Consider the following 24,460-nt stretch of genomic DNA (forward strand, 5'->3'; position numbering starts at 1 on the left):
TTAATACAGATTTTTGTGTTGTACTATAACACATTCTAAATAGATATCTTTTCATTCCAATAAAAAGCAGTTAAATTATAAAAAATAATGGTAAATCAAAGTGATTGACGATTGGTAAAATAAAGTGTAAACTTAAAAGCGCGGACGAAATTGTACTAATCACAATAATTAAAATGATTAATACAGGTATTTTTCAGCAGTGTTCGCCCGTTTACGCCGTGGAACAAAAACAGCTGTTTTTTATTTATTTATGATTTTGGGTAAATTAATGCTATATGAATCAACGTTGTCGTTGCAATGAACCCTTATTTTTAAATTTACGAAAGGTAGAGGTGAACAGAATGGGTGTAAAAAAAGCATCCCGATTCAATTTTACGGAGCAGCTTGAAAAGATTGCTGAACAATTTCCGACATTTCAAATCTTAAACGAAGAAGGGGAAGTAGTAAACGAAGCGGCAATGCCGGATTTAAGCGACGACCAGCTTAAAGAATTAATGCGCCGCATGGTGTACACCCGCATTCTTGACCAGCGCTCGATTTCGTTAAACCGCCAAGGCCGTTTAGGTTTCTATGCGCCGACAGCGGGACAAGAAGCGAGCCAAATCGCGAGCCATTTTGCATTGGAAAAAGAGGATTTTATTTTGCCTGGATACCGTGATGTTCCGCAAATTATTTGGCACGGTCTTCCGCTTTATCAAGCGTTTCTGTTCTCACGCGGTCACTTCCACGGCAATCAAATTCCGGAAGGAGTAAACGTACTGCCGCCGCAAATTATCATCGGAGCGCAATATATTCAAGCAGCAGGCGTAGCGCTAGGACTGAAAAAACGCGGCAAAAAAGCAGTAGCGATTACATATACAGGTGACGGCGGTACATCGCAAGGGGATTTCTATGAAGGGATCAACTTTGCGGGAGCATTTAAAGCGCCAGCCATTTTCGTGGTGCAAAACAACCGTTTTGCCATTTCCACTCCAGTAGAAAAACAAACGATAGCCAAAACGCTTGCGCAAAAAGCGGTAGCAGCGGGGATTCCTGGAATTCAAGTCGACGGCATGGACCCATTGGCTGTATATGTGGCTGTGCGTACTGCTCGCGAGCGCGCGATCAATGGCGAAGGCCCGACGCTTATCGAAACATTGTGCTTCCGTTATGGGCCGCATACGATGTCAGGAGACGACCCAACTCGCTATCGTACAAAAGAATTGGAAAACGAATGGGAGAAAAAAGATCCGCTTGTCCGCTTCCGCAAGTTTTTGGAAAACAAAGGCTTATGGAGCGAAGAAGAAGAAAACAAAGTAATTGAACAAGCGAAAGAAGAAATTAAAGAAGCGATTAAAAAGGCGGACGAAACGCCGAAGCAAAAAGTAACGGATTTAATTAGCATTATGTACGAAGAACTGCCATTTAACCTAAAAGAGCAGTATGAAATTTATAAAGAGAAGGAGTCGAAGTAAGCCATGGCGCAAATGACAATGATTCAAGCGATCACGGATGCGTTGCGCATCGAGTTGAAAAACGATCCGAACGTGCTAATATTCGGGGAAGACGTTGGGGTCAACGGCGGCGTATTCCGGGCGACGGAAGGATTGCAGGCGGAGTTTGGCGAAGACCGGGTATTTGATACACCTCTTGCTGAATCGGGAATTGGCGGGCTTGCGATCGGACTGGCTCTGCAAGGATTCCGCCCGGTTCCGGAAATTCAATTTTTCGGGTTTGTTTATGAGGCAATGGATGCGATTTGCGGACAAATGGCGCGCATCCGCTATCGTTCCGGCGGCCGCTACAACGTGCCGATTACGATTCGTTCTCCGTTTGGCGGCGGCGTTCATACACCGGAACTGCACTCTGACAGTTTGGAAGGATTGGTTGCACAACAGCCTGGATTAAAAGTCGTCATTCCGTCTACTCCATACGACGCGAAGGGATTGCTGATTTCAGCCATCCGCGACAACGACCCGGTTATTTTCTTAGAACACTTAAAATTGTATCGTTCGTTCCGCCAAGAAGTGCCGGAAGGAGAATATACAATTCCAATCGGCAAAGCGGACATTAAGCGGGAAGGAAAAGATATCACGATCATCGCTTATGGCGCAATGGTGCATGAATCGTTAAAAGCGGCGGCAGAATTAGAAAAAGAAGGCATTTCTGCCGAAGTGGTTGACTTGCGCACCGTTCAGCCGTTAGATATTGAAACGATTATCGGTTCTGTCGAAAAAACCGGACGGGCGATCGTAGTGCAAGAGGCGCAAAGACAAGCCGGAATTGCCGCAAACGTTGTAGCAGAAATTAATGAACGGGCGATTTTAAGCCTTGAGGCTCCTGTGTTGCGAGTCACCGCACCGGATACGGTCTACCCGTTCGCGCAAGCAGAATCCGTATGGCTGCCTAACTTCAAAGATGTGATTGAAACGGCGAAAAAAGTCATTAACTTCTAAGAGTGACAATTAGGAAGAAGCGCATTGCTTCTTCCCCCCTCATACTTTTTGGAAAATAATAGGAGGTCGACAAACAGTGGCATTTGAATTTAAGCTGCCGGATATCGGCGAAGGCATTCATGAAGGGGAAATCGTCAAATGGTTTGTCAAACCTGGCGATGAAGTCAATGAAGACGATGTTTTGTGCGAAGTGCAAAACGATAAAGCGGTTGTGGAAATTCCGTCTCCGGTAAAAGGGAAAGTATTGGAAATTTTAGTCGAAGAAGGAACGGTAGCAACCGTTGGCCAAACGTTAATTACGTTTGATGCGCCTGGATATGAAAACGTGACGTTTAAAGGCCAGGAACAAGATGAGACGAAACAGCAGGAAAAACCGCAAGAAGTGTCGAAAGAAGAAAAGAGCGAAGCGGCAGCTCCGCAAACAGAACCAGCTGGACAGCCGGAAGTCGATCCAAACCGTCGTGTCATTGCGATGCCTTCTGTGCGTAAATACGCCCGTGAAAAAGGTGTCGATATTCGCCTTGTGCAAGGAACCGGGAAAAATGGTCGCGTGTTAAAAAGCGATATTGACGCATTCCTTGCCGGCGGTGCGGCAGCGGCGCAAAAACAAGAAGCACCAACCGCAAAAGAAGAAAAAACAGCGGCTGCAGCAGCTCAACAACCTGTTGTGCTAGAAGGCGAGTTCCCAGAAACTCGCGAGAAAATGAGCGGCATCCGCCGTGCGATTGCCAAAGCGATGGTCAATTCGAAACATACGGCGCCACATGTCACTTTAATGGACGAGGTGGATGTGACAAAACTGGTGGCACATCGCAAAAAATTCAAAGAGATTGCAGCGGAAAAAGGCATCAAGCTTACATTCTTGCCATATGTGGTAAAAGCATTGACATCAGCGCTGCGTGAATTCCCAGTTTTAAATACATCCATTGACGACGCAACGGAAGAAATCATTCATAAACATTATTACAACATCGGTATTGCCGCTGATACGGACCGCGGTTTGCTCGTTCCGGTTATCAAACACGCGGATCGCAAGCCGATTTTTGCACTTGCAAAAGAAATTAATGAACTTGCGACAAAAGCACGCGAAGGAAAACTAATGCCAAACGAAATGAAAGGTGCGTCTTGCACGATCACCAATATCGGTTCTGCCGGCGGTCAATGGTTTACTCCGGTCATTAACCATCCGGAAGTAGCTATCCTTGGCATTGGACGCATTGCCGAAAAACCGATTGTCCGTGACGGCGAAATTGTAGTCGCTCCGGTATTAGCGCTGTCGTTAAGCTTTGACCATCGCATGATTGACGGTGCTACAGCGCAAAAAGCGTTGAATCACATTAAACGTCTATTAAATGACCCTGAATTATTATTAATGGAGGCGTAAAAACATGGTAGTTGGCGATTTTGCAATTGAAACAGAAACGCTTGTTGTCGGTGCAGGCCCTGGCGGTTATGTGGCTGCAATTCGCGCAGCCCAGCTGGGGCAAAAAGTAACCATTGTGGAAAAAGGCAACCTTGGCGGAGTATGCTTAAACGTCGGATGTATCCCGTCTAAAGCGCTTATTTCCGCAAGCCATCGTTATGAAGAAGCGAAACATTCGGAAGATATTGGCATTAAAGCGGAAAATGTTACCGTTGATTTTTCGAAAGTGCAACAATGGAAAGCAAGCGTCGTGAAAAAGTTAACTGGCGGCGTCGAAGGTTTGTTGAAAGGAAATAAAGTGGAAATTGTGCGCGGCGAAGCATATTTTGTCGATGCCAATACGGTGCGTGTCGTAAACGGGGATAGCGCGCAAACATATACATTCAAAAACGCTATTATCGCAACGGGCTCCCGTCCGATCGAACTTCCGAACTTTAAGTTTTCCGCTCGTGTGCTTGATTCCACCGGTGCACTTAACTTACAGGAAATTCCAAAATCGCTTGTCGTTATTGGCGGCGGCTATATCGGCGTGGAATTAGGCACTGCGTATGCGAACTTTGGCACTAAAGTAACGATTATTGAAGGTGCAGACGAAATTCTATCCGGCTTTGAAAAACAAATGACGGCCATTGTGAAACGCCGCTTAAAGAAAAAAGGCGTCGAAATCTTCACCAATGCGCTTGCTAAAGGTGTGGAAGAACGGGAAGACGGCGTGACGGTTACCTTTGAAGTAAAAGGGGAAGCGAAAACGATTGACGCAGACTATGTGCTCGTAACGGTAGGACGCCGTCCGAATACTGATGAGATCGGTTTAGAACAAATCGGCATCAAAATGACGGACCGCGGCTTAATTGAAGTGGATAAACAATGCCGGACAAGCGTTCCGAATATTTTCGCCATCGGCGATATCGTTCCGGGACCAGCGCTTGCCCATAAGGCGTCTTATGAAGGAAAAATCGCTGCCGAAGCGATCGCCGGAAAACCGTCTGAAGTGGATTACATCGCAATTCCAGCTGTTGTGTTCTCCGATCCGGAATGCGCTTCTGTCGGCTATTTTGAACAACAAGCAAAAGACGAAGGAATCAATGTGGTAACGGCAAAATTCCCGTTTGCCGCAAACGGCCGTGCGCTTTCTTTGAACGATACAGACGGATTTGTGAAGCTCGTCGCTCGCAAAGAAGACGGTGTCATCATCGGCGCGCAAATTGTCGGTCCGAATGCTTCCGATATGATCGCGGAACTTGGGCTTGCCATCGAAGCGGGAATGACGGCGGAAGATATCGCGTTAACGATTCACGCTCACCCAACGTTAGGCGAAATTGCAATGGAAGCAGCAGAAGCTGTTCTTGGCACTCCAATCCATATTATCACTAAGTAAGTGGACAAATAGGTTTCAGACATTTGTCTGAAACCTATTTTTGTTTTATAAATGACCTTTCTTGTCCACTGATCAATAATATTTTCCCTTGCTCGTTCATATCGTTATGGTAGAGGAGATGCGGGGGATGATCGATGAAAGAATATGTGGCATTTTTACTGCACATGATGATTTGGAGCAGTTTTTCCCTGATCGAATGGCTGTCAGGGCGCGACCGGCCATTTTTTAAAGGGATGATGCTTTGCGTGTTTTTATATATGGCCTTTTTATTAGCGCGAAAACTTGGCTTACGCACCCGGAAAGCGTTTTGGACAACGGCATTGACGGCTGTTACGTACTTTACTTGTCAGCATTTTGTCTGGGAAGCGTTTCGATAAGAAAAAATAAAAAAACGATAGCGGGAACCACTATCGCTTGCAAAAGTACATCACCTTTCCGTTAAACAGATGAAGCTCGCCTTCTAGTTTTTTGGCGAGAAACTTGCAGAATTCGTTCGCTTTCCCCTTATCACCGTATGTCGCCTCGTTTGGCAACGTAATTTGAATCAGTGATGATTCTGCTTCCGAGTCTGTTTCCGTATGCGGCCCGACACCGATGATTATTGCTCGATACCGGTGGCCGTCCCCTTTTAAGTAAAACCATTTTCCCTTTCCTTCGTCCGTTTCCACCAGCTGATAAGGAAAGGCGGCCTGTTCGTACCTCCAACCAAGCTGCTCCCCCGTTTTACTTAAGATATCTCGGTAATAGTGAAACAATTGTTTTACTTCTTCTAATGTAATCGTTTTCTGTTTCGACGCAGGAACGAGCTTTATGTAAGCATGTGTCGCCATATTCTCTCCCCCTATCGTGAATATCCTGATTTTTATTGTACCATGTTTACGCAAAGGCGGGTTATTGATTTTTATTTGTTTTTAGAATGGTGAAAAAACACTCCTATTTTGCTTAATAAAAAATAAATGTGACATACAAATATACTATTGACATCATAAATGTGATATATTATTATGAAGTTAACGAACGAATATATCATCACAAAGGAGTTTTGGGGATGGGCACAATCGTATGTCAAACATGTGATGCGACCATTGCGCATTTTGAAGACGAAAAAGTGACAACGCTTTACGGAAAATGTTGCAAATGCAATAGCGACGAGACTGCAGAAGAGGAAGAATAAAGAAACGGTCAAACGGTGGGGGAAGGTTTACACATAGCGCGCATGTGAAAGGGGCACATGCGCGCCTTTTACTTTTATAAAGAACAAGAAAAGCGCAAGCCAGTATTTGGCCTGCGCTTTTTTCAGGAGAGGTTCATCGGATTGGCTTATGCTCTTTAATCACCCGCAATGTTTGTAGCGTGTCGTCTTCGGGCCCTTGCACCGGCAGACCGACTTCTAAATTCTTTTTGATATAATTTAAATTTTCTTGGGTAATAATTTCCCCAGGAATAAAAATCGGGATTCCCGGCGGATATACCATGACAAATTCCGCGATAATTCGTCCTGCCGATTCGTCAAATGGCACGACTTCCGTCTCCGCGTAAAACGCGTCGCGCGGAGTTAAAGCAAGAGCAGGGATGTCCGGCAATAATACTTTCGGCTTTACTCCCTCCGCCGCCTGATGGCGGAATTGCTCCGACAAATGGCGAAGCGCACGAACAAGCATGTCCGTTTCCTGTTCGGTGTCTCCAGGAGTAATAATACATAAAATGTTATACAAATCGGACAGCTCTACTTCAATGTTATACGCTTCTCTTAACCATTTTTCGACGTCATATCCCGTTAATCCCAACTCTTTAACGGAAATAATCAGTTTGGTCGGGTCGTAATGATATGTTGCTTCCGTTCCTAAAATTTCTTTTCCTACACAATAAAGATAAGGAATTTCGTTTATTTGTTTCCGGGTTTTTTCAGCAAGCTGAATAGCTCTTTCGATAAGCTCCCGCCCTCGTGTAGCAAGCTGTTTGCGTGCAACATCCAAAGAGGCTAGCAATAAATAAGAAGTAGATGTAGTCATTAACATGCTTAAAACAGCTTGTACGTGTTTGGCAGATACAAGCCCTTCACGTACGTTTAAAATAGAGCTTTGTGTCAAAGAACCGCCTAGTTTATGAACGCTTGTTGCCGCCATATCCGCTCCAGCTTGCATTGCAGAAAGCGGAAGAGCTTCATGAAAATGAATATGGGCACCGTGTGCTTCATCAACAAGAACAGGAACATGATAGGAATGAGCGATTTCAACAATTTTCTTTAAATCACCGGCGATGCCAAAATAAGTCGGATTAATAACGAGAACTCCTTTTGCTTCGGGATGTTGCTTAAGTGCTTTTTCTACCGCTTCAGGTGTAATTCCATGAGAAATCCCGAGCTCCTTATCAATTTCCGGATGAATGAAAACTGGTGTTGCACCAGAAAAGACAATGGCAGACATGACCGATTTATGCACGTTACGCGGAACGATAATTTTATCGCCGGGACCCGCAACTGACATCACCATTGCCATAATGGCACCGCTTGTTCCTTGGACGGAAAAAAATGTATAATCAGCCCCGAATGCTTCAGCGGCTAGTTCTTGAGCGCGCTTGATAATGCCTTTTGGATGATGGAGGTCATCAAGTGGACCGATATTAATCAAATCCATCGATAACGCATTTTCTCCAATAAAGTCTCGAAACTCAGGGTCCATCCCTGCTCCTTTTTTATGACCAGGAATATGAAATTGAGTAGGATTTTTCTTAATATGCTCCAATAGTCCAGTAAATAATGGTGTTTCAAACTGTGACAATGTTTTTTCACACCTCTTTTTGCATAAAAATAAAACAAATGCATTATAGCATGTATTTTTTTATTTGCAAAGCATGAATCGATTGTAAAATTTCTATTTACATAGATTGAGAATAAAAGAGGAAAATAGCCATGTCAACAAGAAAAATAGTATACTTAGTGAGAAGGAGGGATAAGCATGATTTGGAAAACGAGAGTAACAGAGTTGCTTGGCATTACATATCCAATTATTCAAGGAGGGCTTGCCTATTTAGCATACGCCGATTTGGCGGCCGCGGTCTCTAACGCCGGAGGCTTAGGACAAATTACGGCGATGTCGTTGGAAAGTCCGGAGCGATTGCGCGAGGAAATTCGCAAGGTAAAAGAAAAAACCGATCGTCCATTTGGCGTCAATTTTGCGATCGGGCAGCACGGCCGTCCGTTTCAGCATATGCTCGAAGCCGCATTGGAGGAAGGTGTGCCCGTTGTTTCCGTCACGGGAGGAAATCCGGCCCCGTTTTTTGAACAACTAAAGGGGACAAACGTGAAAAAGTTGGTGTTGGTTGCCGCTGTTCGCCAAGCGGTCAAAGCAGAAGAGCTTGGCGCCGATGCAGTGATGGTGGTCGGCCAGGAAGGGGGCGGCCATTTAGGAAAATACGATACAGGGACGTTTGTTCTGATTCCGAAAGTAGTCGATTCGGTGTCGATTCCGGTTATCGCTTCAGGTGGCATCGGCGACGGGCGCGGTTTGATGGCGGCGTTGGCGCTTGGGGCAGAAGGTATTGAGATGGGAACGAGATTTATTGCGACAAAGGAATGCGTCCATGCTCATCCGATCTATAAAGAAATGCTGGTGAAAGGATCGGAGCATGATACTGTTGTCATTAAACGGACGTTAGGAGCGCCAGGCCGTGCGATTGCCAATGAGTGGACGCAAAAAATATTAGAGATCGAGGACAAGGGAGGCACCTACGAGCAGCTGAAAGAATATATCAGCGGCGAAGCGAACCGGCGCTTTATTTACGAAGGAAAAATAAACGAAGGGTTTGCCTGGGCCGGGCAAGTAATGGGATTAATTAAAGATGTTCCAACAGTAGCGGAATTATTTGCGCGCATGATTGGCGAAGCGGAACAAATCCGGCGCAGGTGGGCAAACTAACGTTGGAGGTGTGGGCGATGAATTATTCCTACCCGTTTTCCTATGACTGGTCGACGCAAGAAATTATTGATGTCATCAAATTTTTTGAAGCGATTGAAACCGTCTATGAAAAAGGAATGGAACGAGAAAAACTAATGAACACATACCGCCGCTTTAAAGAAATTGTTCCAAGCAAAAGCGAAGAAAAAAAGTTATGCGATGAATTTGAACAGGCAAGCGGCTATTCATCTTATCAAGTAATGAAAAAAGCGAAAGCAGCAAAAAACGGCGATTGGATTCACATGGAATGAATGCACCGCATAGAGATGGTACAGCGCGAAAAGTAGGTGAATACACAAATTTGTTGCATACCCCCTTTTTTTCACATAATATATATAAAACAAAATAGCTATCAGAAAACTCCGTTATTTATACAAAAGGATTTTCGGGATCATAGCGAAAGGGGTGCTATGCACATGAAAAAAACAATGAATTCGGTGAAGCGTACGGATGGAGAGAAGCGCATGGCGGTATTGCGGTTGGAACTAGATTATGAGTTAGCGACGCTGTATGAAGCGATGATGGAAAACGATGAAGAAAAGAAAAAAGAATGCAAACGAAGATTGGAAAAACTGCGTCAAGAATTAATGCGCCTTCAAGTATGACAACACATTTTAAGGCGAACCACCTCAGCGGTTCGTTTTTTTCTTGAATTGTGCCAGCATCCCTTTCGTTGATGACGGAAATATTTTTGATGCGTACATATTTCGTAAAAGCAGGAGGACTGGATATGCAAGTGAAATGGGAAGAAATTGATCACTATGCCCGACAATGGATAAGGGAAGCAGGTGCGAGGATCCACGCTACATTTGCAGAAAAGCTGACGGTGGAAACGAAATCGCACCGCAACGATCTCGTCACCAATGTCGACCGTGAAATAGAGCGCTTTTTTATTGAAAATATAAGAAAAACATTTCCTGATCATCGTGTTTTAGGGGAAGAGGGATTCGGCGATAATATCACCACCCTCGAAGGCATTGTTTGGATTATTGATCCGATCGATGGGACGATGAATTTTGTTCACCAGCAGCGAAACTTTGCGATTTCGATCGGTGTGTTTGAAAAGGGAGTCGGAATGTTGGGATATGTGTACGATGTCGTGCAGGATGAGCTGTATGCCGCGCGCAAAGGCGAAGGGGCGTTTTTGAACGATAAGCCGCTTTCCCCTTTGGAACCGGTATCTGTTTCTGAAGCGCTCATCTCGTTAAATGCTACATGGGTGACCGAAAATAAACGAATCGATCCGAGCGTATTGGCTCCGCTTGTCAAAGATGCGAGAGGAACGCGTTCATACGGATCGGCGGCGCTCGAAATGGCATATGTTGCCGCAGGCCGCTTGGACGCCTATATTACGATGCGCCTGTCGCCGTGGGATTTCGCCGGTGGGCTTGTACTTGTGCAGGAAGTCGGCGGCATTGTGACAAATTTATATGGTGAGCCGCTTCGTCTCCTGGAAAGAAACTCCGTATTTGTGTCAAAACCGGGATTGCATGAGGAAATTTTAAAAAAATATATTCATCATTAGAATGGGACAAACTGAAAAGTTGTCCCATTTTCTATAGCATTCCTTTTTCGCGCATTCGTTTTTTGCGGGCAAATCCGATGCCGACAATCACAAATAAAGCGACGACAGATAAAATAACACCGATGATGCTTTGTTCCGCGATAAAAATGCCGACGGCCATAATGGCGATGACCGCGAATATCGCTAATAAAAGCGGAATCGGTTGGATTTGCTTCATTGTCTATTCTCCTTTCGTGTGCTTACGGTAAAATTTTGCGTTTTCTTTAGTGTACAGGAAAATATGCCGCTTTTCTATCTTTATGATATAATAAACGAGCAGTTTACACATAGGAGTGACACACCTTGACAAAAAGAAGAGAAGATCTTCGCAATATTGCAATTATCGCACACGTAGACCATGGCAAAACAACGTTGGTGGATCAATTATTGCGGCAATCGGGAACGTTCCGTGAAAACGAACACGTAGAAGAGCGTGCTTTGGACCGGAACGATTTAGAAAGAGAACGTGGGATTACCATTTTAGCCAAAAATACTGCCGTTCAGTATAAAGGGACGCGCATTAATATTTTAGACACGCCGGGACATGCTGATTTCGGCGGTGAAGTAGAGCGGATTATGCGGCTTGTCGATGGTGTTTTATTGGTAGTCGACGCTTATGAAGGCTGCATGCCGCAGACGCGCTTTGTGCTGAAAAAGGCGCTTGAGCAGCAGCTCGTCCCGATTGTCGTCGTCAATAAAATTGACCGTGAGTTTGCGCGGCCAGAGGAAGTCGTTGATGAAGTGATTGACTTATTTATTGAATTAGGAGCATCGGAAGACCAGCTTGAGTTTCCGGTTGTCTATACTTCGGCGCTGCACGGAACAGCCAGCTTGGATCCTCACAAACAAGAGAAAGATATGAGTGTATTATTTGAAACGATTATCGATCATATTCCAGCGCCGGTGGACAATCGGGAGGAACCGCTGCAATTTCAAGTGGCGCTGCTTGATTACAACGAGTACGTTGGGCGCATCGGCATCGGCCGTATCTTTCGCGGGACGATGAAAGTCGGACAGCAAGTAGCGCTAATGAAATTGGATGGTTCCGTGAAAACATTCCGTGTCACCAAATTGTTTGGGTTTATTGGCTTAAAACGGATAGAAATTACCGAGGCAGAAGCAGGAGATATTGTCGCGGTGGCGGGAATGGAAGATATTAACGTCGGGGAAACGGTATGCCCGCTTGATCATCAAGAAGCATTGCCGCCGCTTCGCATTGATGAACCGACTTTGAAAATGACGTTTTTAGTGAACAATAGCCCGTTTGCCGGACGAGAAGGCAAATATGTAACGGCAAGAAAGCTGGAAGAGCGCCTACGCACCCAGCTCGAGACGGATGTCAGCCTGCGCGTGGAAAACACCGATTCCCCTGATGCGTGGATCGTTTCCGGGCGCGGTGAGCTCCATTTATCGATTTTGATCGAAAACATGCGCCGCGAGGGATATGAATTGCAAGTATCCAAGCCGGAAGTAATTATGAAAGAAATTGATGGCGTGCTTTGCGAGCCGGTGGAACGGGTTATTATTGATATTCCTGAAGAATACACCGGTGCAATTATGGAATCGATCGGGGCCCGCAAAGGCGAGCTGGTGGATATGGTCCATAATGAAAATGGGCAAGTGCGCCTCGTCTTTATGGTGCCTTCGCGTGGATTGATTGGTTATCGAACGGAATTTATGTCATTAACGCGCGGATATGGAATTTTAAATCATTCATTTGACCATTATGCGCCGGCGCAAAGAGGGCAAGTGGGCGGCCGCCGCCAAGGAGTGCTCATTTCCATGGAAACCGGCAAAGCAACGGCGTATGGCATTATGCAGCTAGAAGACCGCGGAACGATTTTTGTCGAGCCGGGGACGGAGGTATATGAGGGAATGATTGTTGGCGAGCACAATCGCGAAAACGATTTGGTCGTCAATATTTGCAGGGAAAAACATATGACGAACATCCGCTCGTCGACAAAAGAGCAAACGGTTACGATGAAAAAGCCGCGCTTAATGACGCTTGAAGAAGCGCTTGAATATTTAAATGACGACGAATATTGCGAAGTAACGCCAAAATCGATTCGCCTGCGCAAAAAAATATTAAATAAAAGCGAGCGCGAAAAGGTGGAGAAGAAAAAGAAAGCAGCGCAGCAGGCGAAATAAGGGGGGGAATTTGGTGGATGTTTTAGAACGCCTGACGTTTTTTGCATCGCTATATAAAGTGGACGCAAATCCGGAGAAAGGGATGTGGCTTCTTTACATTACGATTTTTGTTTTGGCTGCCGTTGTGTACCGTCTCGGTTTTGCCAAGAAGCTTCCCTTGCTTAAAAACGTCATTATCTATGTGTTGTTGGCGTTAGGCTGCACGATTTTAACCTTTTTTGCCGTATTTTTGCCGATTGCGGAAGGATTGGTGGTTGCCGCTCTCGTATTAATTATTTATAAAGTCCGCCTATACCAATCCAAAGGACACGAGATGAAAGAAGAAAAATAAGGCGGTGAAGCGATGAAATCGTTGCAAGATGCTCTTTATAATTGGCTGACGATTTATGTGGTGGCACAGGCGCGTCCGGACGATATGGCGGCCCAAGAGACAGCTTCCTTTTTTTACGAAATACTAAGGCACGATTTTCAAATTACCGAACTGCAAGTAAACAAAGATGGAGCCGGGGAAATGTATATCGTTCACTACGAGCGAAACGGGGAAAAACAAATGGCGCGGTTTCCGGTGGAACTGATTGATGTGATGTTGGAGCAAATAGAAAAGAATCCAGAAAAATATCGCAACTATCTTTCCTAAAAAAGCCGGGTTTTTTGTCCCCGGCTTTTTTGATGCAAAATTCAGGATGCTGCTGGTAAGCGGGAAAGAAGGCCGGCTACACCGATATTTACCATTCATCGTCGGACAATGTGGAACGATATATGCGAAATTTTCCAGTTGCTAGCCGCGCCTTCGTTTTTTCGGCGATGCGATCGTAGCACTCTTTACACATATAGGTGTGAATAGGGCGGTTTCGTAGCCGTTTTGCCAGCAGCGATTCATCATCAATCGTATCGATTCGGTCGCAAAGAACACATTTAACTCTCATTGTCCACCTCGTTGACTCATACAAATTTGTATCAGAAAAATAAGAAGACTTCCCTTTAATTGATGGGTAAGCCGAAGAAGAGTTGTCTTAATTTTATTATATCATGAATCCGAACATGGATGATACATATGCGGCAATGCAACGCCATCCATCAATAAAGAGCTTAGCTTTGAGCTAAGCTCTTTATTGATTTAAATATTCATTCGATTGTTTTTCCTGACGGCGATGAAGCTGCTGCTCTTCTTTCTTGTTTAGTTGCGAATCATTTTCGTCGGTTGGCTCCGGTGGTGTCGTTTCCAATAAATCGCTAGGCACTTCCGGCATGACCCGTCCGACGATGTCGGCAATTTCGTTCATAAAGGCTTGAACAGGCCGACCGTTATCCACCTGTCTGGCGATGTTTTTCAAGCGGGCATACAGGTCAGGATCAGCGATGATAATGGCGTTAGCTCCATAAGGATCTTTTTGCAGCGCTTCAGCAACGGAATATTTAATCGTTCCGACCCGCGAAGCATCCATATTTGCATCGATATCGATGCCAACAATGGCGTATTTTCCGACCACAAGCACGGTCGCATCGTTTACGTTTGGCACGCGCTTGGCTAAGTCAGCGAGGCGGTGGGCAATGTCTTGGCCTGCCTTGTTCGTTATTTTTTCATCTGTCGTGTTTTTGACACGAACAAGCGAGCGTTCTGTGTCATTAGCACGCTCATCATTTCCTATATTACATCCACCCAATAAGCAAATGCATAAGGCAACCAACAAATACCGGATCCAGTTCATCGTTTGCACACCTCTATCTCATTTTTTTACTTTATTTTGCAAACATTCTTCTATCTTTATGCATTTTTTCATATCTTATATAACAACCATTCCTGTCCAATAGTGGAAAGTAAAAAATGAAAAATGGGGAGAGTGGTAATTTGGGAAAAAAAATATATGTATTAGATACAAATGTGCTGCTGCAAGATCCATATTCCATCTTTTCGTTTGAAGACAATGAAGTGGTCATTCCGGCGGTCGTGCTCGAGGAAGTTGACTCGAAAAAAAGATACATGGACGAAATCGGTAGAAACGCTCGGCAAGTATCGAAGCTGATCGACCGTCTGCGCGAAAACGGAAAGCTGCATGAAAAAATTCCGCTCGAAAACGGCGGAGTGCTGCGCATTGAATTAAATCATCGCTCTTTTCAGCAACTGCAGGAAATTTTTGTGGAAAAAACAAATGACAATCGCATTTTAGCGGTAGCAAAAAACTTATCTCTCGAGGAACAGGCAAAAGAAAATGGACGTTCTGTTATTTTAGTCAGCAAGGACGCGCTTGTGCGCGTGAAGGCAGATGCAATCGGCTTGCAAGCAGAAGATTTTTTAAGCGACCGCGTTGTCGATGTGGACCATATTTATACTGGGTTTCTCGAGCTATACATAGGGACAGAGCACTTGCAACGATTTTATGAAAAAGGAGAACTCGTTTTGGCCGACATTGCCAATCATCCTTTTTACCCAAACCAATTTATCATTATGAAAGATGCGTTTGGCGGTTCCACCTCTGCCATAGGCATTGTCGATCACAGCGGAAAAAAAGTGAAAAAGCTTGTGTTTCATCATGAACATATATGGGGGATTCGCCCGCGCAACGTGCAACAAATGATGGCGTTTGAACTGCTTACGCGCGATGACATCCAGCTTGTCACCTTGATTGGCAAAGCGGGAACGGGAAAAACGCTGCTTGCCCTTGCGGCGGGATTGATGCAGACGGAAGATTTACGCACGTATAAAAAGCTGCTTGTCGCCAGACCAATCGTCCCCATGGGAAAAGATATCGGCTTTTTGCCGGGGGAAAAGGAAGAAAAGTTGCGTCCGTGGATGCAGCCGATTTTCGATAATTTAGAATACTTGTTTAACACAAAAAAAACAGGGGAATTAGATGCGATTTTAGCGGGAATGAGTTCGATTGAAGTAGAAGCGCTCACCTATATACGCGGCCGCAGCCTGCCAGAGCAGTTTATTATCATTGATGAGGCACAAAATTTAACGAAACACGAAGTAAAAACGATTTTAACGCGTGTCGGCGAGAAAAGCAAAATCATTTTGATGGGCGATCCGGAGCAAATCGATCACCCATATTTGGACGAATATAACAACGGCCTCACGTACGTCGTAGAGAAATTTAAAGACCAGAAGATTGCCGGGCACGTCCGCCTGATCAAAGGAGAGCGCTCTGCATTGGCGCAGCTTGCTGCGGATATACTGTAAAAAAAGCTGGGTGCCCCAGGCGCTGGGGCATTCAGCTTTAGCGGACAACAAAGCGGCGAACATGGGTAATCGGCGTTTCGCGGTTGGAACCGTCGCCAAAATAAAAATGTACGGGCCCGTCTTCCCTTAATGGTTTTCCATCTTTGGAAAAGCCGAGAATCGCTTCATATGCTTGTTGAAGCGAAATCGTTATTTCATCATGCTCGGTTACGATTGTCAGCTCCTTTGCATCCGGCAGCGGCTCCGCATTGCGCAAAAAGGGAGCGAGCGGCATTGCAAACGTCCCCGTAATGATTTTTTCCTTCAAAAAACGTTTTTCTGTCTTTAACGTAGGCGGAGAAACGGCACCTTCCTGAATTTCCCGATCCCAAAAAGCAGATAACTTTTTGATTTCCTCTTCTTCTTCCTGTTGCTCATGCTGCTGCCCATGGGAAGGGTTTAAAAAGTATGTGTGTAAATCTATTTTACGATCATCAAAAATCCATACTCCCGGGTCCAGCGTAATGGTAAACTTTACATTTCCCGTTATCAGAATAATATCGTTCATTTTTGATCCTCTCCTCTACATCAGCTGCTGTTTTTAGTATAATGGTAAATGGATAGTTTGTCATGTGTAATGTGCGTTCATATCTTTTTCCTATTATATGAGGAGAATGTTTACGGCTGATGCTCAAAGCTGTTCATTCGCTTCTATCATTCCAATTGACAAGTGTTTCAACTTGCAAAATTGCATGTTTCACGTTAAGATTTAAAGAAGGATTAGGGGAGAACGGAGGGATGGATGTGACTGGCGATGCAATTAACTATCGCGAAAAAGCGTACGCGCTTCTGCAAGCGGATGCCGATAAAATTGTAAAGCTAATTCAAGTGCAAATGGATAATTTGACGATGCCGCAATGTCCACTCTATGAGGAAGTGCTTGATACGCAAATGTTCGGTCTATCACGGGAAATTGATTTTGCCGTGCGTCTCGGTCTGGTGAATGAGAAGGAAGGCAAAGCGCTGCTCGACCGACTCGAGCGCGAGCTTTCCGCATTGCATGAGGCGGTAACAAAAAAGCGCGTACGATAAAAATAAATCGTTAACTCAAACGGTTGGTAAGTTGCAATCGTTTGAGTTTTTCTGTTTTTAAGAAGGAAAACAAAGGGCAATTACGAATGATTTTAATGTACATACTAGCAAATAAGGAAGAGGAATGATGGATAAGGAACTCATGAAAAAGGTGCTAAAGTGTTATGACTATCCGTTGATTATCGCAGTGGTGATGCTTTCATTGTTCGGCTTGATTATGGTCTATAGTTCGAGCATGATCACCGCCGTCATTCGCTTCGAGGTGCCGAGCGACTATTTTTATCAGCGGCAAAAGCTATGGCTTGTTATAGCATTTATTGGATTTTTCATCACACTGATTATTCCTTATAAAGTATGGGCGAAGGAAAAGATAGTTAAATTAATCTTTTTTGTCTCCCCGCTTCTGTTAATCGCGGTGGCGTTTCTTGGACATACAGCGAACAACGCAACAAGCTGGTTTCGGGTCGGCGCGTTAAGCTTACAGCCAGCCGAGCTGGCAAAGTTCGGACTGATCGTTTACTTAGCGGCGGCATTTGCCAATAAACAAAAAAGATTATCACAGCCTGTAAAAAGCAATTTATTTCCGATTTACTATACGTTGTTTATTTGCTTTTTAATTGCGATTCAGCCCGACTTTGGCACAGCGATGATTGTGTTGGCGATTGCTTCGTGTTTAATTTTGTCATCAGGGCTGCGGCTCCGTTTGTTGTTTAAGCAGCTGCTGTTCTTTATGCTTATGTTCATTATCGTGTCCCCGATTATTATCCCTATCCTTGGCGATAAAATTTTTTCCAAGGAGCGGATGTCACGGATTTATAGCTTTTTAGATCCGTTTAAATATGCTAATGACGAAGGGTTTCAACTCGTTAATTCCTATTTGGCAATTGGATTAGGAGGAATAAAAGGATTAGGATTAGGAAAAAGCATTCAAAAATATGGCTATTTACCTGAGTCGCACACCGATTTTATTATAGCAATTATTGCTGAAGAACTAGGACTTTTTGGGGTAGTATTTACATTAGGCCTTTTAGCTTTCATTGTGTTAAGAGGATTATGGATTGCGAGAAAATGCAATGACGCGTTTGGCAGTCTTCTTGCGATTGGAATTTCTGTCATGATTGGCATTCAAACGTTTATTAATGTGGGAGGCGTAACAGGAGTGATTCCACTTACTGGAGTTCCATTGCCGCTTGTTAGTTATGGAGGATCCTCGCTTATGCTGTTTATGACCTCTCTTGGAGTGCTTGTCAACATATCGATGTTTACGAAATACGAAGAAAACTATAAACGAAAGGTAAAAACTGTTAAAAAAGTGCAAAAAAAAGGTCTGACTTTTTAGAGAACGTATTTACAAAAAGCGAAAACCGTTATAGTTTTATTAGAAAGGAGGAGAGGAGAAACATATGAAAACACGTCGAATTAACAAAGTACTTGTCGCAAACCGTGGAGAAATCGCCATTCGTGTCTTCCGTGCCTGCACGGAACTTGGCATCCGTACGGTCGCTATTTATTCGAAGGAAGACACTGGTTCTTATCATCGCTATAAAGCGGATGAAGCGTATTTAGTCGGCGAAGGAAAAAAGCCGATTGAAGCGTATTTAGATATTGAAGGAATTATTGAAATTGCCAAAGCCCACGATGTCGATGCGATTCATCCAGGATACGGTTTTCTTTCGGAAAATATTCAATTCGCTAAACGTTGCCGTGAAGAGGGAATTATTTTTATCGGTCCGAACGAAGAGCATTTAGATATGTTCGGCGATAAAGTAAAAGCCCGCCATCAGGCGGAATTGGCAGGGATTCCCGTCATTCCGGGAAGCGACGGGCCGGTGCGTAGTTTGGAAGAGGTCGTGCGCTTTGCGGAAACGTATGGTTATCCGATCATTATTAAAGCGGCGTTGGGCGGCGGCGGCCGCGGCATGCGTATCGTCCGGTCGAAATCGGAAGTAAAAGAAGCGTTCGAGCGCGCCAAATCCGAAGCGAAAGCGGCGTTTGGCAGCGATGATGTGTACGTGGAAAAACTGATTGAAAAACCGAAACATATTGAAGTGCAAATTTTGGGGGATTACGAAGGGAATATCGTCCACCTTTATGAACGGGACTGCTCCGTACAGCGCCGGCATCAAAAAGTGGTAGAGGTGGCGCCTAGCGTCTCGCTATCAGATGAATTGCGGCAAAGAATATGTGAAGCTGCGGTCAAACTCATGAAAAATGTAGGCTATGTGAACGCGGGGACGGTAGAGTTTCTTGTATCCGGCAACGATTTTTATTTCATTGAAGTCAATCCGCGCATTCAAGTGGAACATACGATTACGGAAATGATCACAGGAATCGATATCGTCCAATCGCAAATTTTGATTGCCGACGGCTATTCGCTTCATAGCAAAGAGGTCGGCATTCCAAAGCAAGAAGATATTCGCATCAACGGGTATGCGATTCAGTCGCGCGTAACGACGGAAGACCCGCTCAACAATTTTATGCCGGATACCGGAAAAATTATGGCATACCGTTCTGGCGGCGGATTTGGCGTTCGTTTGGACGCGGGCAACGGTTTCCAAGGGGCAGTGATTACGCCATATTATGATTCTTTGCTTGTGAAATTGTCCACATGGGCGCTTACGTTTGAGCAAGCAGCAAGAAAAATGTTGCGAAACTTGCGGGAGTTCCGAATCCGTGGAATTAAAACAAATATTCCATTTTTAGAAAATGTCGTGCAACATCCAAAGTTTTTATCGGGAGAATATGATACGTCGTTTATTGATACGACGCCGGAACTGTTCGTCTTCCCACGCCGGAAAGACCGCGGGACGAAGATGTTGACCTATATTGGAACGGTTACGGTAAACGGCTTTCCTGGAATCGGGAAAAAGAAAAAACCGGTATTTGATAAACCACGCATCCCGAAAGTAAGTTATGCTGAACCGGTTCCGGGCGGGACGAAGCAAATTTTAGATGAAAAAGGGCCGGAAGGGCTCGTTCAATGGATAAAAGAGCAAGACCGCGTATTGCTGACGGATACGACATTCCGCGACGCCCATCAATCATTGCTGGCGACGCGTGTGCGCACGGTCGATTTAGTTCGTATCGCCGAACCGACGGCGCGCCTGCTGCCAAATTTGTTCTCGCTTGAAATGTGGGGCGGGGCGACGTTTGACGTTGCGTACCGCTTCTTAAAAGAAGATCCGTGGGACCGTTTGTTAAAATTGCGAGAACGAATTCCAAATATTTTGTTCCAAATGCTGCTGCGCTCTGCCAACGCTGTCGGCTACAAAAACTATCCAGATAATGTCATTCGTGAATTTGTCGAAAAATCAGCACAAGCCGGCATTGATGTATTCCGCATTTTTGATAGCTTAAACTGGGTAAAAGGAATGACGGTGGCCATTGACGCCGTTCGGCAAACAGGCAAAATTGCTGAAGCGGCCGTTTGCTATACAGGAGATATTTTAGATCCAAGCCGTCCGAAGTATAATCTCGATTATTATAAAACAATCGCCAAAGAGCTGGAGCAAGCGGGAGCGCATATTTTGGCAATTAAAGATATGGCTGGCTTATTAAAGCCGGAGGCGGCTTATGTGCTTATTTCCGCGTTGAAAGAAACGGTGGATATTCCAATTCATCTTCATACGCACGATACGAGCGGAAATGGCATTTATATGTATGCGAAGGCGATTGAAGCAGGAGTAGATATCGTTGACGTTGCTGTTAGCTCCATGGCGGGCTTAACGTCGCAGCCGAGCGCCAATACGCTTTATTACGCGTTAGAAGGAACGAAGCGCGCGCCGGAGATCAATATACATGGACTCGAGCAGCTTTCCCGCTATTGGGAAGACGTTCGGAAGTTTTACCAAGAGTTTGAAAGCGGCATGAATTCTCCGCATACGGAAGTGTATATGCATGAAATGCCGGGCGGACAATACAGCAACCTGCAGCAGCAGGCTAAAGCGGTTGGGCTTGGTGACCGCTGGGATGAAGTGAAAGAAATGTACCGCCGCGTCAATGACTTGTTTGGCGATATCGTCAAAGTAACGCCGTCATCCAAAGTCGTCGGCGATATGGCGCTTTATATGGTGCAAAACAATTTGACGGAACAAGATATTTTCGAGCGCGGTGAAACGCTTGACTTCCCGGATTCGGTTGTGGAGTTTTTTGAAGGATATTTAGGACAGCCGCACGGCGGATTCCCGAAAGAATTGCAGCGCATTATTTTAAAAGGGCGCGAGCCGATTACCGTTCGGCCTGGGGAATTGCTAGAGCCGGTAGATTTTGATCGATTAAGAGAAGAATTATACCATGCTCTTGACCGTGAAGTGACCGATTTTGATGTGCTAGCCTACGCTCTTTACCCGAAAGTATTTTTAGAATATGCGGAAACGGTCAAAAAATATGGCGATATTTCGGTGTTGGACACGCCGACTTTCCTATATGGAATGCGTCTTGGCGAAGAAATCGAAGTGGAAATCGAAAAAGGAAAAACGCTCATTGTCAAGCTCGTTTCGATCGGGCAGCCGCAGGCGGACGGAACGCGCGTCGTCTACTTCGAATTAAACGGACAGCCGCGCGAAGTGATTATCCGCGATGAAAGCATTAAATCGGCAGTCGTCGAACGTATTAAAGCAGATCGCGCCAATCCGAATCATATTGCGGCGACAATGCCAGGAACGGTCGTGAAAGTGCTCGTCGAAAAAGGGGAAAAAGTGAATAAAGGCGACCATTTAATGATTACGGAAGCGATGAAGATGGAAACGACAGTGCAGGCGCCGTTCTCGGGTATTGTCAAAGACATTTATGTAAAAAATGGCGACGCCATTCAGGCTGGTGACCTGTTAATCGAATTGACGAAATAAAATAAAGCGCTTGGGTTTGCCCCAAGCGCTTTATTTTAGCAATATTGATGGAACTGATTTAGTCGGCTCATTGGTTTCCTTCACTTGCTGCTGATGGTGATTGCTGCGCAGTGCGAGCATCATCAAATAGCTGAGCACGCCGAATAAACAAGAAATAAAGAACGCATGCGCTAAAGCGATATATAAATTTAATTGAGTCAATACGATCAGCGCGCCCGTTATCATTTGTAACAAAACAAGGACGAGAGAAATAATCCATCCCCAGTAGACAACGCGCTGCTGCTTATAATATTTCACTGCCTGGATCGTTGCTACCGAAATCCAAACAATAATAAGCGCTGCAGCAAGGCGATGCCCCATTTGCACCCATTCATGAAGCTGTATAGGCATGATGCGTGCTTTCGCGCAAATTGGCCAGCTTGGACATGCTAAACTTGCCTGCATGTGGCGGACCAATGCGCCAGTATAAACAACGATATAGGAATAAGTGATGACGCCGTAAATGTGAAATTTCATTTTTCGATCCAATACGAGCGACTCGGCGTCAAATTTTTTGTCGATTTCAAAAATAAGAAGCGTTAGCAAAAAAACGGCTGCGAACGAAATGAGGGAGATGCCGAAATGCAGCGCAAGGACAAAATCAGATTGCCCCCAGACGACGGCAGCGGCGCCGATTAATCCTTGCAACACGAGAAAGACAAAGGAAACGATCGCTAAAAACTTTGTTTCGCGAATATGCCCGATTGCTCGCCATGCCCAGACAGATAGGACAAGCACCATTATTCCAGCTAAACCGGATACGAGCCGGTGGCTTAATTCAATGACGAGTTCAGGGGTAATTTGCGAAGGAATGAATTGACCGTGGCAAAGCGGCCATGATCGTCCACACCCCATGCCGGATCCGGTTTTTGTTACGAGTGCCCCGCCGATAAGGACAAATAGCATTGCCAATGTCGTAGCCGATGCAAACCATTTTAAAGACCGTTGCAAAATCTTCACCTTCTTGTAATGAGAAATCATTATTTTGTCAATAATTTTAGTAAAGTATACATTTATCTTACAAAAAAGAAATAAAAACGGCAATTTAGCCAAATACAATTTTACATGATGATACGCAGAAAACAAAATGACGTTTACATATTGAATAAGTTGAATAAGTTTGTTAGAAATATTAATGGGATAAGTAGTAAAAGCGTTTTCTGCTGATAGAGAGAATAAATGTGTTTTTTAATTCGAAAATTTGACACAAATTATTCAAAAAAAGTTCACATTATGCCGTGAAAATGTGATTTAATATAAAGAGAAAATAGGTTTATTTGTTCTAATGCTAAGAAATATTTTTCATTTTTCTGCAAAGATGATTGCTAATGCATTATGATATGATGGACATGAAGAAAATTTTTTTATATGGCACCGTTCATTGAGCGTATAAAAGTGGGCGGTGTGATGAGGAGGAACAGGAGAATGTCAAATTTAAAAACAAATACTGCCCATGCGGGAGATCGCCCGCGTGTAAATATAGGGACCATTTGGAAAGAGCTTTCCTCCGTCATAAAAATAGGGATCGTCAACTCGAATTTAATCACCACTTTTACCGGACTATGGTTGGCTCTCTATTTTACGGGGGAAGGTTTTTTGGAAAACCTCCATATTGTATTCTTTACGTTGTTTGGTGCTGCGCTTGTTATAGCAGGTTCATGCAGCATTAATAACTTTATCGACCGCGATATCGACCAGTTTATGGAACGGACAAAAACACGGCCGACCGTAACGGGAACGATAGAACCAAAGCGGGTGCTTTGGCTTGGAGTCGCCCTCGTAACGGTAGGAACGATTAGCTTGCTAATGACGACGGCCACCGCTGCTGTCGTTGGGCTGATCGGAATGGTAACTTACGTATTTTTGTACACGATGTGGTCAAAGCGGAATTATACGCTTAATACTGTTATCGGCAGCATTTCTGGTGCAGTGCCGCCGGTAATTGGATGGACAGCGGTAGATCCAGGCTTCCATGTTGTTCCGCTCATTCTATTTTTAATCATGTTCATATGGCAGCCGCCACACTTTTTGGCACTAGCAATGAAGCGGTGCGAAGAATACCGTGCTGCAGGCATCCCAATGCTTCCTGTTGTTCATGGTTTTGCGATGGCGAAACGGCAAATCATTGTATGGGTTGCGTGCTTATTGCCGCTACCGTTTTATTTGTTTTCATTAGGCGTGCCGTTTTTAACTGTTGCTACGTTATTAAACGTGGGGTGGCTTGCACTGGGGCTTTATGGATTTAAAATGAAAGATGATTTGAAGTGGGCAAAATGGATGTTTATTTATTCACTTAACTATTTGACGATTTTATTTGTGGCGATGGTCATCGCCACCCTGTGGTAAACAAAGGCGGTTTAAAATTCTTTCCATAAGAGAAAGAATTCATATAAATTTATTTTTATTTCATCAAGTAGA

The 24,460-nt window shown here is 44.6% G+C and carries 25 protein-coding genes; 18 read left to right on the top strand and 7 right to left on the bottom strand.

All coding sequences use genetic code 11. The annotated features are described in order from the left end of the window. The first annotated feature begins 341 nt into the window (after positions 1–341). From pdhA to HT574_RS02325, 5 genes are all read left to right on the top strand, one after another. A complete protein-coding gene (gene pdhA, locus HT574_RS02305) occupies positions 342–1,454 on the top strand; it encodes a pyruvate dehydrogenase (acetyl-transferring) E1 component subunit alpha (protein ID WP_175243332.1) in 1,113 nt (370 codons plus the stop codon). Positions 1,455–1,457: 3 nt separating this feature from the next. Next, positions 1,458–2,435 carry a pyruvate dehydrogenase complex E1 component subunit beta gene (gene pdhB / locus HT574_RS02310; RefSeq protein ID WP_017434639.1) on the top strand — a complete coding sequence of 326 codons (978 nt, stop codon included), beginning with the start codon at positions 1,458–1,460 and terminating at the stop codon, positions 2,433–2,435. Positions 2,436–2,511: 76 nt separating this feature from the next. Then, on the top strand, positions 2,512–3,819 hold the full coding sequence (locus HT574_RS02315) for a dihydrolipoamide acetyltransferase family protein (protein ID WP_175243333.1): 1,308 nt from the start codon (positions 2,512–2,514) through the stop codon (positions 3,817–3,819). Between the two features lie 4 nt (positions 3,820–3,823). Then, entirely contained in the window at positions 3,824–5,236 is a 1,413-nt protein-coding gene (gene lpdA / locus HT574_RS02320) for a dihydrolipoyl dehydrogenase (protein WP_175243334.1), read from the top strand. Between the two features lie 134 nt (positions 5,237–5,370). Continuing rightward, positions 5,371–5,613: a hypothetical protein gene (locus HT574_RS02325; protein WP_017434642.1), complete on the top strand. Its 243-nt coding sequence runs from the start codon at positions 5,371–5,373 to the stop codon at positions 5,611–5,613. A gap of 30 nt (positions 5,614–5,643) precedes the next feature. On the opposite strand, the gene HT574_RS02330 is transcribed toward HT574_RS02325, so the two are convergent. Next, complete coding sequence (locus tag HT574_RS02330; RefSeq protein ID WP_175243335.1) at positions 5,644–6,066, bottom strand: DUF1885 family protein; 423 nt, start codon at positions 6,064–6,066, stop codon at positions 5,644–5,646. Positions 6,067–6,284: 218 nt separating this feature from the next. Here HT574_RS02330 and HT574_RS02335 point away from each other — a divergent pair, with 218 nt between their 5' ends. Next, positions 6,285–6,410, top strand: coding sequence for a GapA-binding peptide SR1P (locus HT574_RS02335; protein WP_017434644.1), 126 nt, complete (start codon positions 6,285–6,287; stop codon positions 6,408–6,410). 133 nt (positions 6,411–6,543) lie between these two features. Here HT574_RS02335 and HT574_RS02340 read toward each other — a convergent pair whose 3' ends face one another. After that, complete coding sequence (locus HT574_RS02340; RefSeq protein ID WP_175243336.1) at positions 6,544–8,016, bottom strand: aminotransferase class I/II-fold pyridoxal phosphate-dependent enzyme; 1,473 nt, start codon at positions 8,014–8,016, stop codon at positions 6,544–6,546. A 177-nt stretch (positions 8,017–8,193) separates the two neighbouring features. Between HT574_RS02340 and HT574_RS02345 the strand changes: the two genes are divergently transcribed. The 4 genes from HT574_RS02345 to HT574_RS02360 all read left to right on the top strand — a co-directional run bounded on the left by HT574_RS02345 (position 8,194) and on the right by HT574_RS02360 (position 10,717). Then, positions 8,194–9,153 carry an NAD(P)H-dependent flavin oxidoreductase gene (locus tag HT574_RS02345; RefSeq protein WP_017434646.1) on the top strand — a complete coding sequence of 320 codons (960 nt, stop codon included), beginning with the start codon at positions 8,194–8,196 and terminating at the stop codon, positions 9,151–9,153. Between the two features lie 17 nt (positions 9,154–9,170). Next, positions 9,171–9,443, top strand: coding sequence for a UPF0223 family protein (locus tag HT574_RS02350; protein ID WP_017434647.1), 273 nt, complete (start codon positions 9,171–9,173; stop codon positions 9,441–9,443). A gap of 165 nt (positions 9,444–9,608) precedes the next feature. Continuing rightward, the gene (locus tag HT574_RS02355) at positions 9,609–9,797 is read left to right on the top strand and encodes a hypothetical protein (RefSeq protein WP_017434648.1); all 189 of its coding nucleotides are present in this window, start codon (positions 9,609–9,611) and stop codon (positions 9,795–9,797) included. A 125-nt stretch (positions 9,798–9,922) separates the two neighbouring features. Continuing rightward, positions 9,923–10,717: an inositol monophosphatase family protein gene (locus HT574_RS02360; RefSeq protein ID WP_175243337.1), complete on the top strand. Its 795-nt coding sequence runs from the start codon at positions 9,923–9,925 to the stop codon at positions 10,715–10,717. Positions 10,718–10,748: 31 nt separating this feature from the next. Here HT574_RS02360 and HT574_RS02365 read toward each other — a convergent pair whose 3' ends face one another. Beyond that, positions 10,749–10,934 carry a YlaF family protein gene (locus HT574_RS02365; RefSeq protein ID WP_017434650.1) on the bottom strand — a complete coding sequence of 62 codons (186 nt, stop codon included), beginning with the start codon at positions 10,932–10,934 and terminating at the stop codon, positions 10,749–10,751. A gap of 125 nt (positions 10,935–11,059) precedes the next feature. On the opposite strand from HT574_RS02365, the gene typA reads away from it, so the two are divergent. The 3 genes from typA to HT574_RS02380 are packed head-to-tail and all read left to right on the top strand — an operon-like array spanning position 11,060 to position 13,541. Then, positions 11,060–12,904 (top strand): translational GTPase TypA, encoded by a 1,845-nt coding sequence (gene typA, locus HT574_RS02370; RefSeq protein ID WP_175243338.1) that lies wholly within the window; start codon positions 11,060–11,062, stop codon positions 12,902–12,904. Positions 12,905–12,917: 13 nt separating this feature from the next. Then, a complete protein-coding gene (locus HT574_RS02375) occupies positions 12,918–13,235 on the top strand; it encodes a YlaH-like family protein (RefSeq protein ID WP_017434652.1) in 318 nt (105 codons plus the stop codon). 12 nt (positions 13,236–13,247) lie between these two features. Continuing rightward, a complete protein-coding gene (locus tag HT574_RS02380) occupies positions 13,248–13,541 on the top strand; it encodes a hypothetical protein (RefSeq protein WP_017434653.1) in 294 nt (97 codons plus the stop codon). An 88-nt stretch (positions 13,542–13,629) separates the two neighbouring features. Here the strand turns inward: HT574_RS02380 and HT574_RS02385 are convergent, their stop codons facing one another. Together HT574_RS02385 and HT574_RS02390 are read right to left on the bottom strand one after the other, a co-directional pair. Further along, entirely contained in the window at positions 13,630–13,830 is a 201-nt protein-coding gene (locus HT574_RS02385) for a YlaI family protein (RefSeq protein WP_017434654.1), read from the bottom strand. 183 nt (positions 13,831–14,013) lie between these two features. Next, positions 14,014–14,613 carry a YhcN/YlaJ family sporulation lipoprotein gene (locus HT574_RS02390; RefSeq protein WP_017434655.1) on the bottom strand — a complete coding sequence of 200 codons (600 nt, stop codon included), beginning with the start codon at positions 14,611–14,613 and terminating at the stop codon, positions 14,014–14,016. Positions 14,614–14,729: 116 nt separating this feature from the next. Here HT574_RS02390 and HT574_RS02395 point away from each other — a divergent pair, with 116 nt between their 5' ends. Continuing rightward, positions 14,730–16,085 carry a PhoH family protein gene (locus tag HT574_RS02395; RefSeq protein WP_175243339.1) on the top strand — a complete coding sequence of 452 codons (1,356 nt, stop codon included), beginning with the start codon at positions 14,730–14,732 and terminating at the stop codon, positions 16,083–16,085. A gap of 37 nt (positions 16,086–16,122) precedes the next feature. Here the strand turns inward: HT574_RS02395 and HT574_RS02400 are convergent, their stop codons facing one another. Next, the gene (locus HT574_RS02400; RefSeq protein WP_042407293.1) at positions 16,123–16,632 is read right to left on the bottom strand and encodes a hypothetical protein; all 510 of its coding nucleotides are present in this window, start codon (positions 16,630–16,632) and stop codon (positions 16,123–16,125) included. A 230-nt stretch (positions 16,633–16,862) separates the two neighbouring features. Between HT574_RS02400 and HT574_RS02405 the strand changes: the two genes are divergently transcribed. The 3 genes from HT574_RS02405 (at position 16,863) to pyc (ending at position 22,003) form a co-directional block, all read left to right on the top strand. Next, entirely contained in the window at positions 16,863–17,156 is a 294-nt protein-coding gene (locus HT574_RS02405; RefSeq protein WP_081161298.1) for an Fpa/YlaN family protein, read from the top strand. 127 nt (positions 17,157–17,283) lie between these two features. Beyond that, positions 17,284–18,495 (top strand): FtsW/RodA/SpoVE family cell cycle protein, encoded by a 1,212-nt coding sequence (locus HT574_RS02410; RefSeq protein ID WP_175243770.1) that lies wholly within the window; start codon positions 17,284–17,286, stop codon positions 18,493–18,495. Between the two features lie 64 nt (positions 18,496–18,559). Beyond that, positions 18,560–22,003, top strand: coding sequence for a pyruvate carboxylase (pyc, locus tag HT574_RS02415; RefSeq protein ID WP_017434660.1), 3,444 nt, complete (start codon positions 18,560–18,562; stop codon positions 22,001–22,003). A 30-nt stretch (positions 22,004–22,033) separates the two neighbouring features. Here the strand turns inward: pyc and HT574_RS02420 are convergent, their stop codons facing one another. Beyond that, on the bottom strand, positions 22,034–22,993 hold the full coding sequence (locus tag HT574_RS02420) for a COX15/CtaA family protein (protein ID WP_175243340.1): 960 nt from the start codon (positions 22,991–22,993) through the stop codon (positions 22,034–22,036). Positions 22,994–23,467: 474 nt separating this feature from the next. Between HT574_RS02420 and cyoE the strand changes: the two genes are divergently transcribed. After that, complete coding sequence (gene cyoE / locus HT574_RS02425) at positions 23,468–24,388, top strand: heme o synthase (protein ID WP_175243341.1); 921 nt, start codon at positions 23,468–23,470, stop codon at positions 24,386–24,388. Positions 24,389–24,460 lie beyond the last annotated feature (72 nt).

Origin of the sequence: Parageobacillus sp. VR-IP, from assembly GCF_013357975.1 — a bacterium.
GTDB lineage: Bacteria > Bacillota > Bacilli > Bacillales > Anoxybacillaceae > Saccharococcus > Saccharococcus caldoxylosilyticus.

Excerpts from the sequence above, each read along its gene's own strand:
- pdhA (WP_175243332.1), top strand. The coding sequence starts at position 342 with ATGGGTGTAAAAAAAGCATCCCGATTCAATTTTACGGAGCAGCTTGAA.
- HT574_RS02355 (WP_017434648.1), top strand. The coding sequence starts at position 9,609 with ATGAAAAAAACAATGAATTCGGTGAAGCGTACGGATGGAGAGAAGCGC.
- HT574_RS02400 (WP_042407293.1), bottom strand. The coding sequence starts at position 16,632 with ATGAACGATATTATTCTGATAACGGGAAATGTAAAGTTTACCATTACG.
- lpdA (WP_175243334.1), top strand. The coding sequence starts at position 3,824 with ATGGTAGTTGGCGATTTTGCAATTGAAACAGAAACGCTTGTTGTCGGT.
- HT574_RS02325 (WP_017434642.1), top strand. The coding sequence starts at position 5,371 with ATGAAAGAATATGTGGCATTTTTACTGCACATGATGATTTGGAGCAGT.
- HT574_RS02390 (WP_017434655.1), bottom strand. The coding sequence starts at position 14,613 with ATGAACTGGATCCGGTATTTGTTGGTTGCCTTATGCATTTGCTTATTG.
- HT574_RS02350 (WP_017434647.1), top strand. The coding sequence starts at position 9,171 with ATGAATTATTCCTACCCGTTTTCCTATGACTGGTCGACGCAAGAAATT.
- HT574_RS02385 (WP_017434654.1), bottom strand. The coding sequence starts at position 13,830 with ATGAGAGTTAAATGTGTTCTTTGCGACCGAATCGATACGATTGATGAT.
- cyoE (WP_175243341.1), top strand. The coding sequence starts at position 23,468 with ATGTCAAATTTAAAAACAAATACTGCCCATGCGGGAGATCGCCCGCGT.
- HT574_RS02380 (WP_017434653.1), top strand. The coding sequence starts at position 13,248 with ATGAAATCGTTGCAAGATGCTCTTTATAATTGGCTGACGATTTATGTG.
- HT574_RS02345 (WP_017434646.1), top strand. The coding sequence starts at position 8,194 with ATGATTTGGAAAACGAGAGTAACAGAGTTGCTTGGCATTACATATCCA.
- HT574_RS02410 (WP_175243770.1), top strand. The coding sequence starts at position 17,284 with ATGGATAAGGAACTCATGAAAAAGGTGCTAAAGTGTTATGACTATCCG.
- HT574_RS02335 (WP_017434644.1), top strand. The coding sequence starts at position 6,285 with ATGGGCACAATCGTATGTCAAACATGTGATGCGACCATTGCGCATTTT.
- HT574_RS02365 (WP_017434650.1), bottom strand. The coding sequence starts at position 10,934 with ATGAAGCAAATCCAACCGATTCCGCTTTTATTAGCGATATTCGCGGTC.
- HT574_RS02405 (WP_081161298.1), top strand. The coding sequence starts at position 16,863 with ATGGATGTGACTGGCGATGCAATTAACTATCGCGAAAAAGCGTACGCG.
- HT574_RS02395 (WP_175243339.1), top strand. The coding sequence starts at position 14,730 with ATGAAAAATGGGGAGAGTGGTAATTTGGGAAAAAAAATATATGTATTA.
- HT574_RS02360 (WP_175243337.1), top strand. The coding sequence starts at position 9,923 with ATGCAAGTGAAATGGGAAGAAATTGATCACTATGCCCGACAATGGATA.
- pdhB (WP_017434639.1), top strand. The coding sequence starts at position 1,458 with ATGGCGCAAATGACAATGATTCAAGCGATCACGGATGCGTTGCGCATC.
- pyc (WP_017434660.1), top strand. The coding sequence starts at position 18,560 with ATGAAAACACGTCGAATTAACAAAGTACTTGTCGCAAACCGTGGAGAA.
- HT574_RS02330 (WP_175243335.1), bottom strand. The coding sequence starts at position 6,066 with ATGGCGACACATGCTTACATAAAGCTCGTTCCTGCGTCGAAACAGAAA.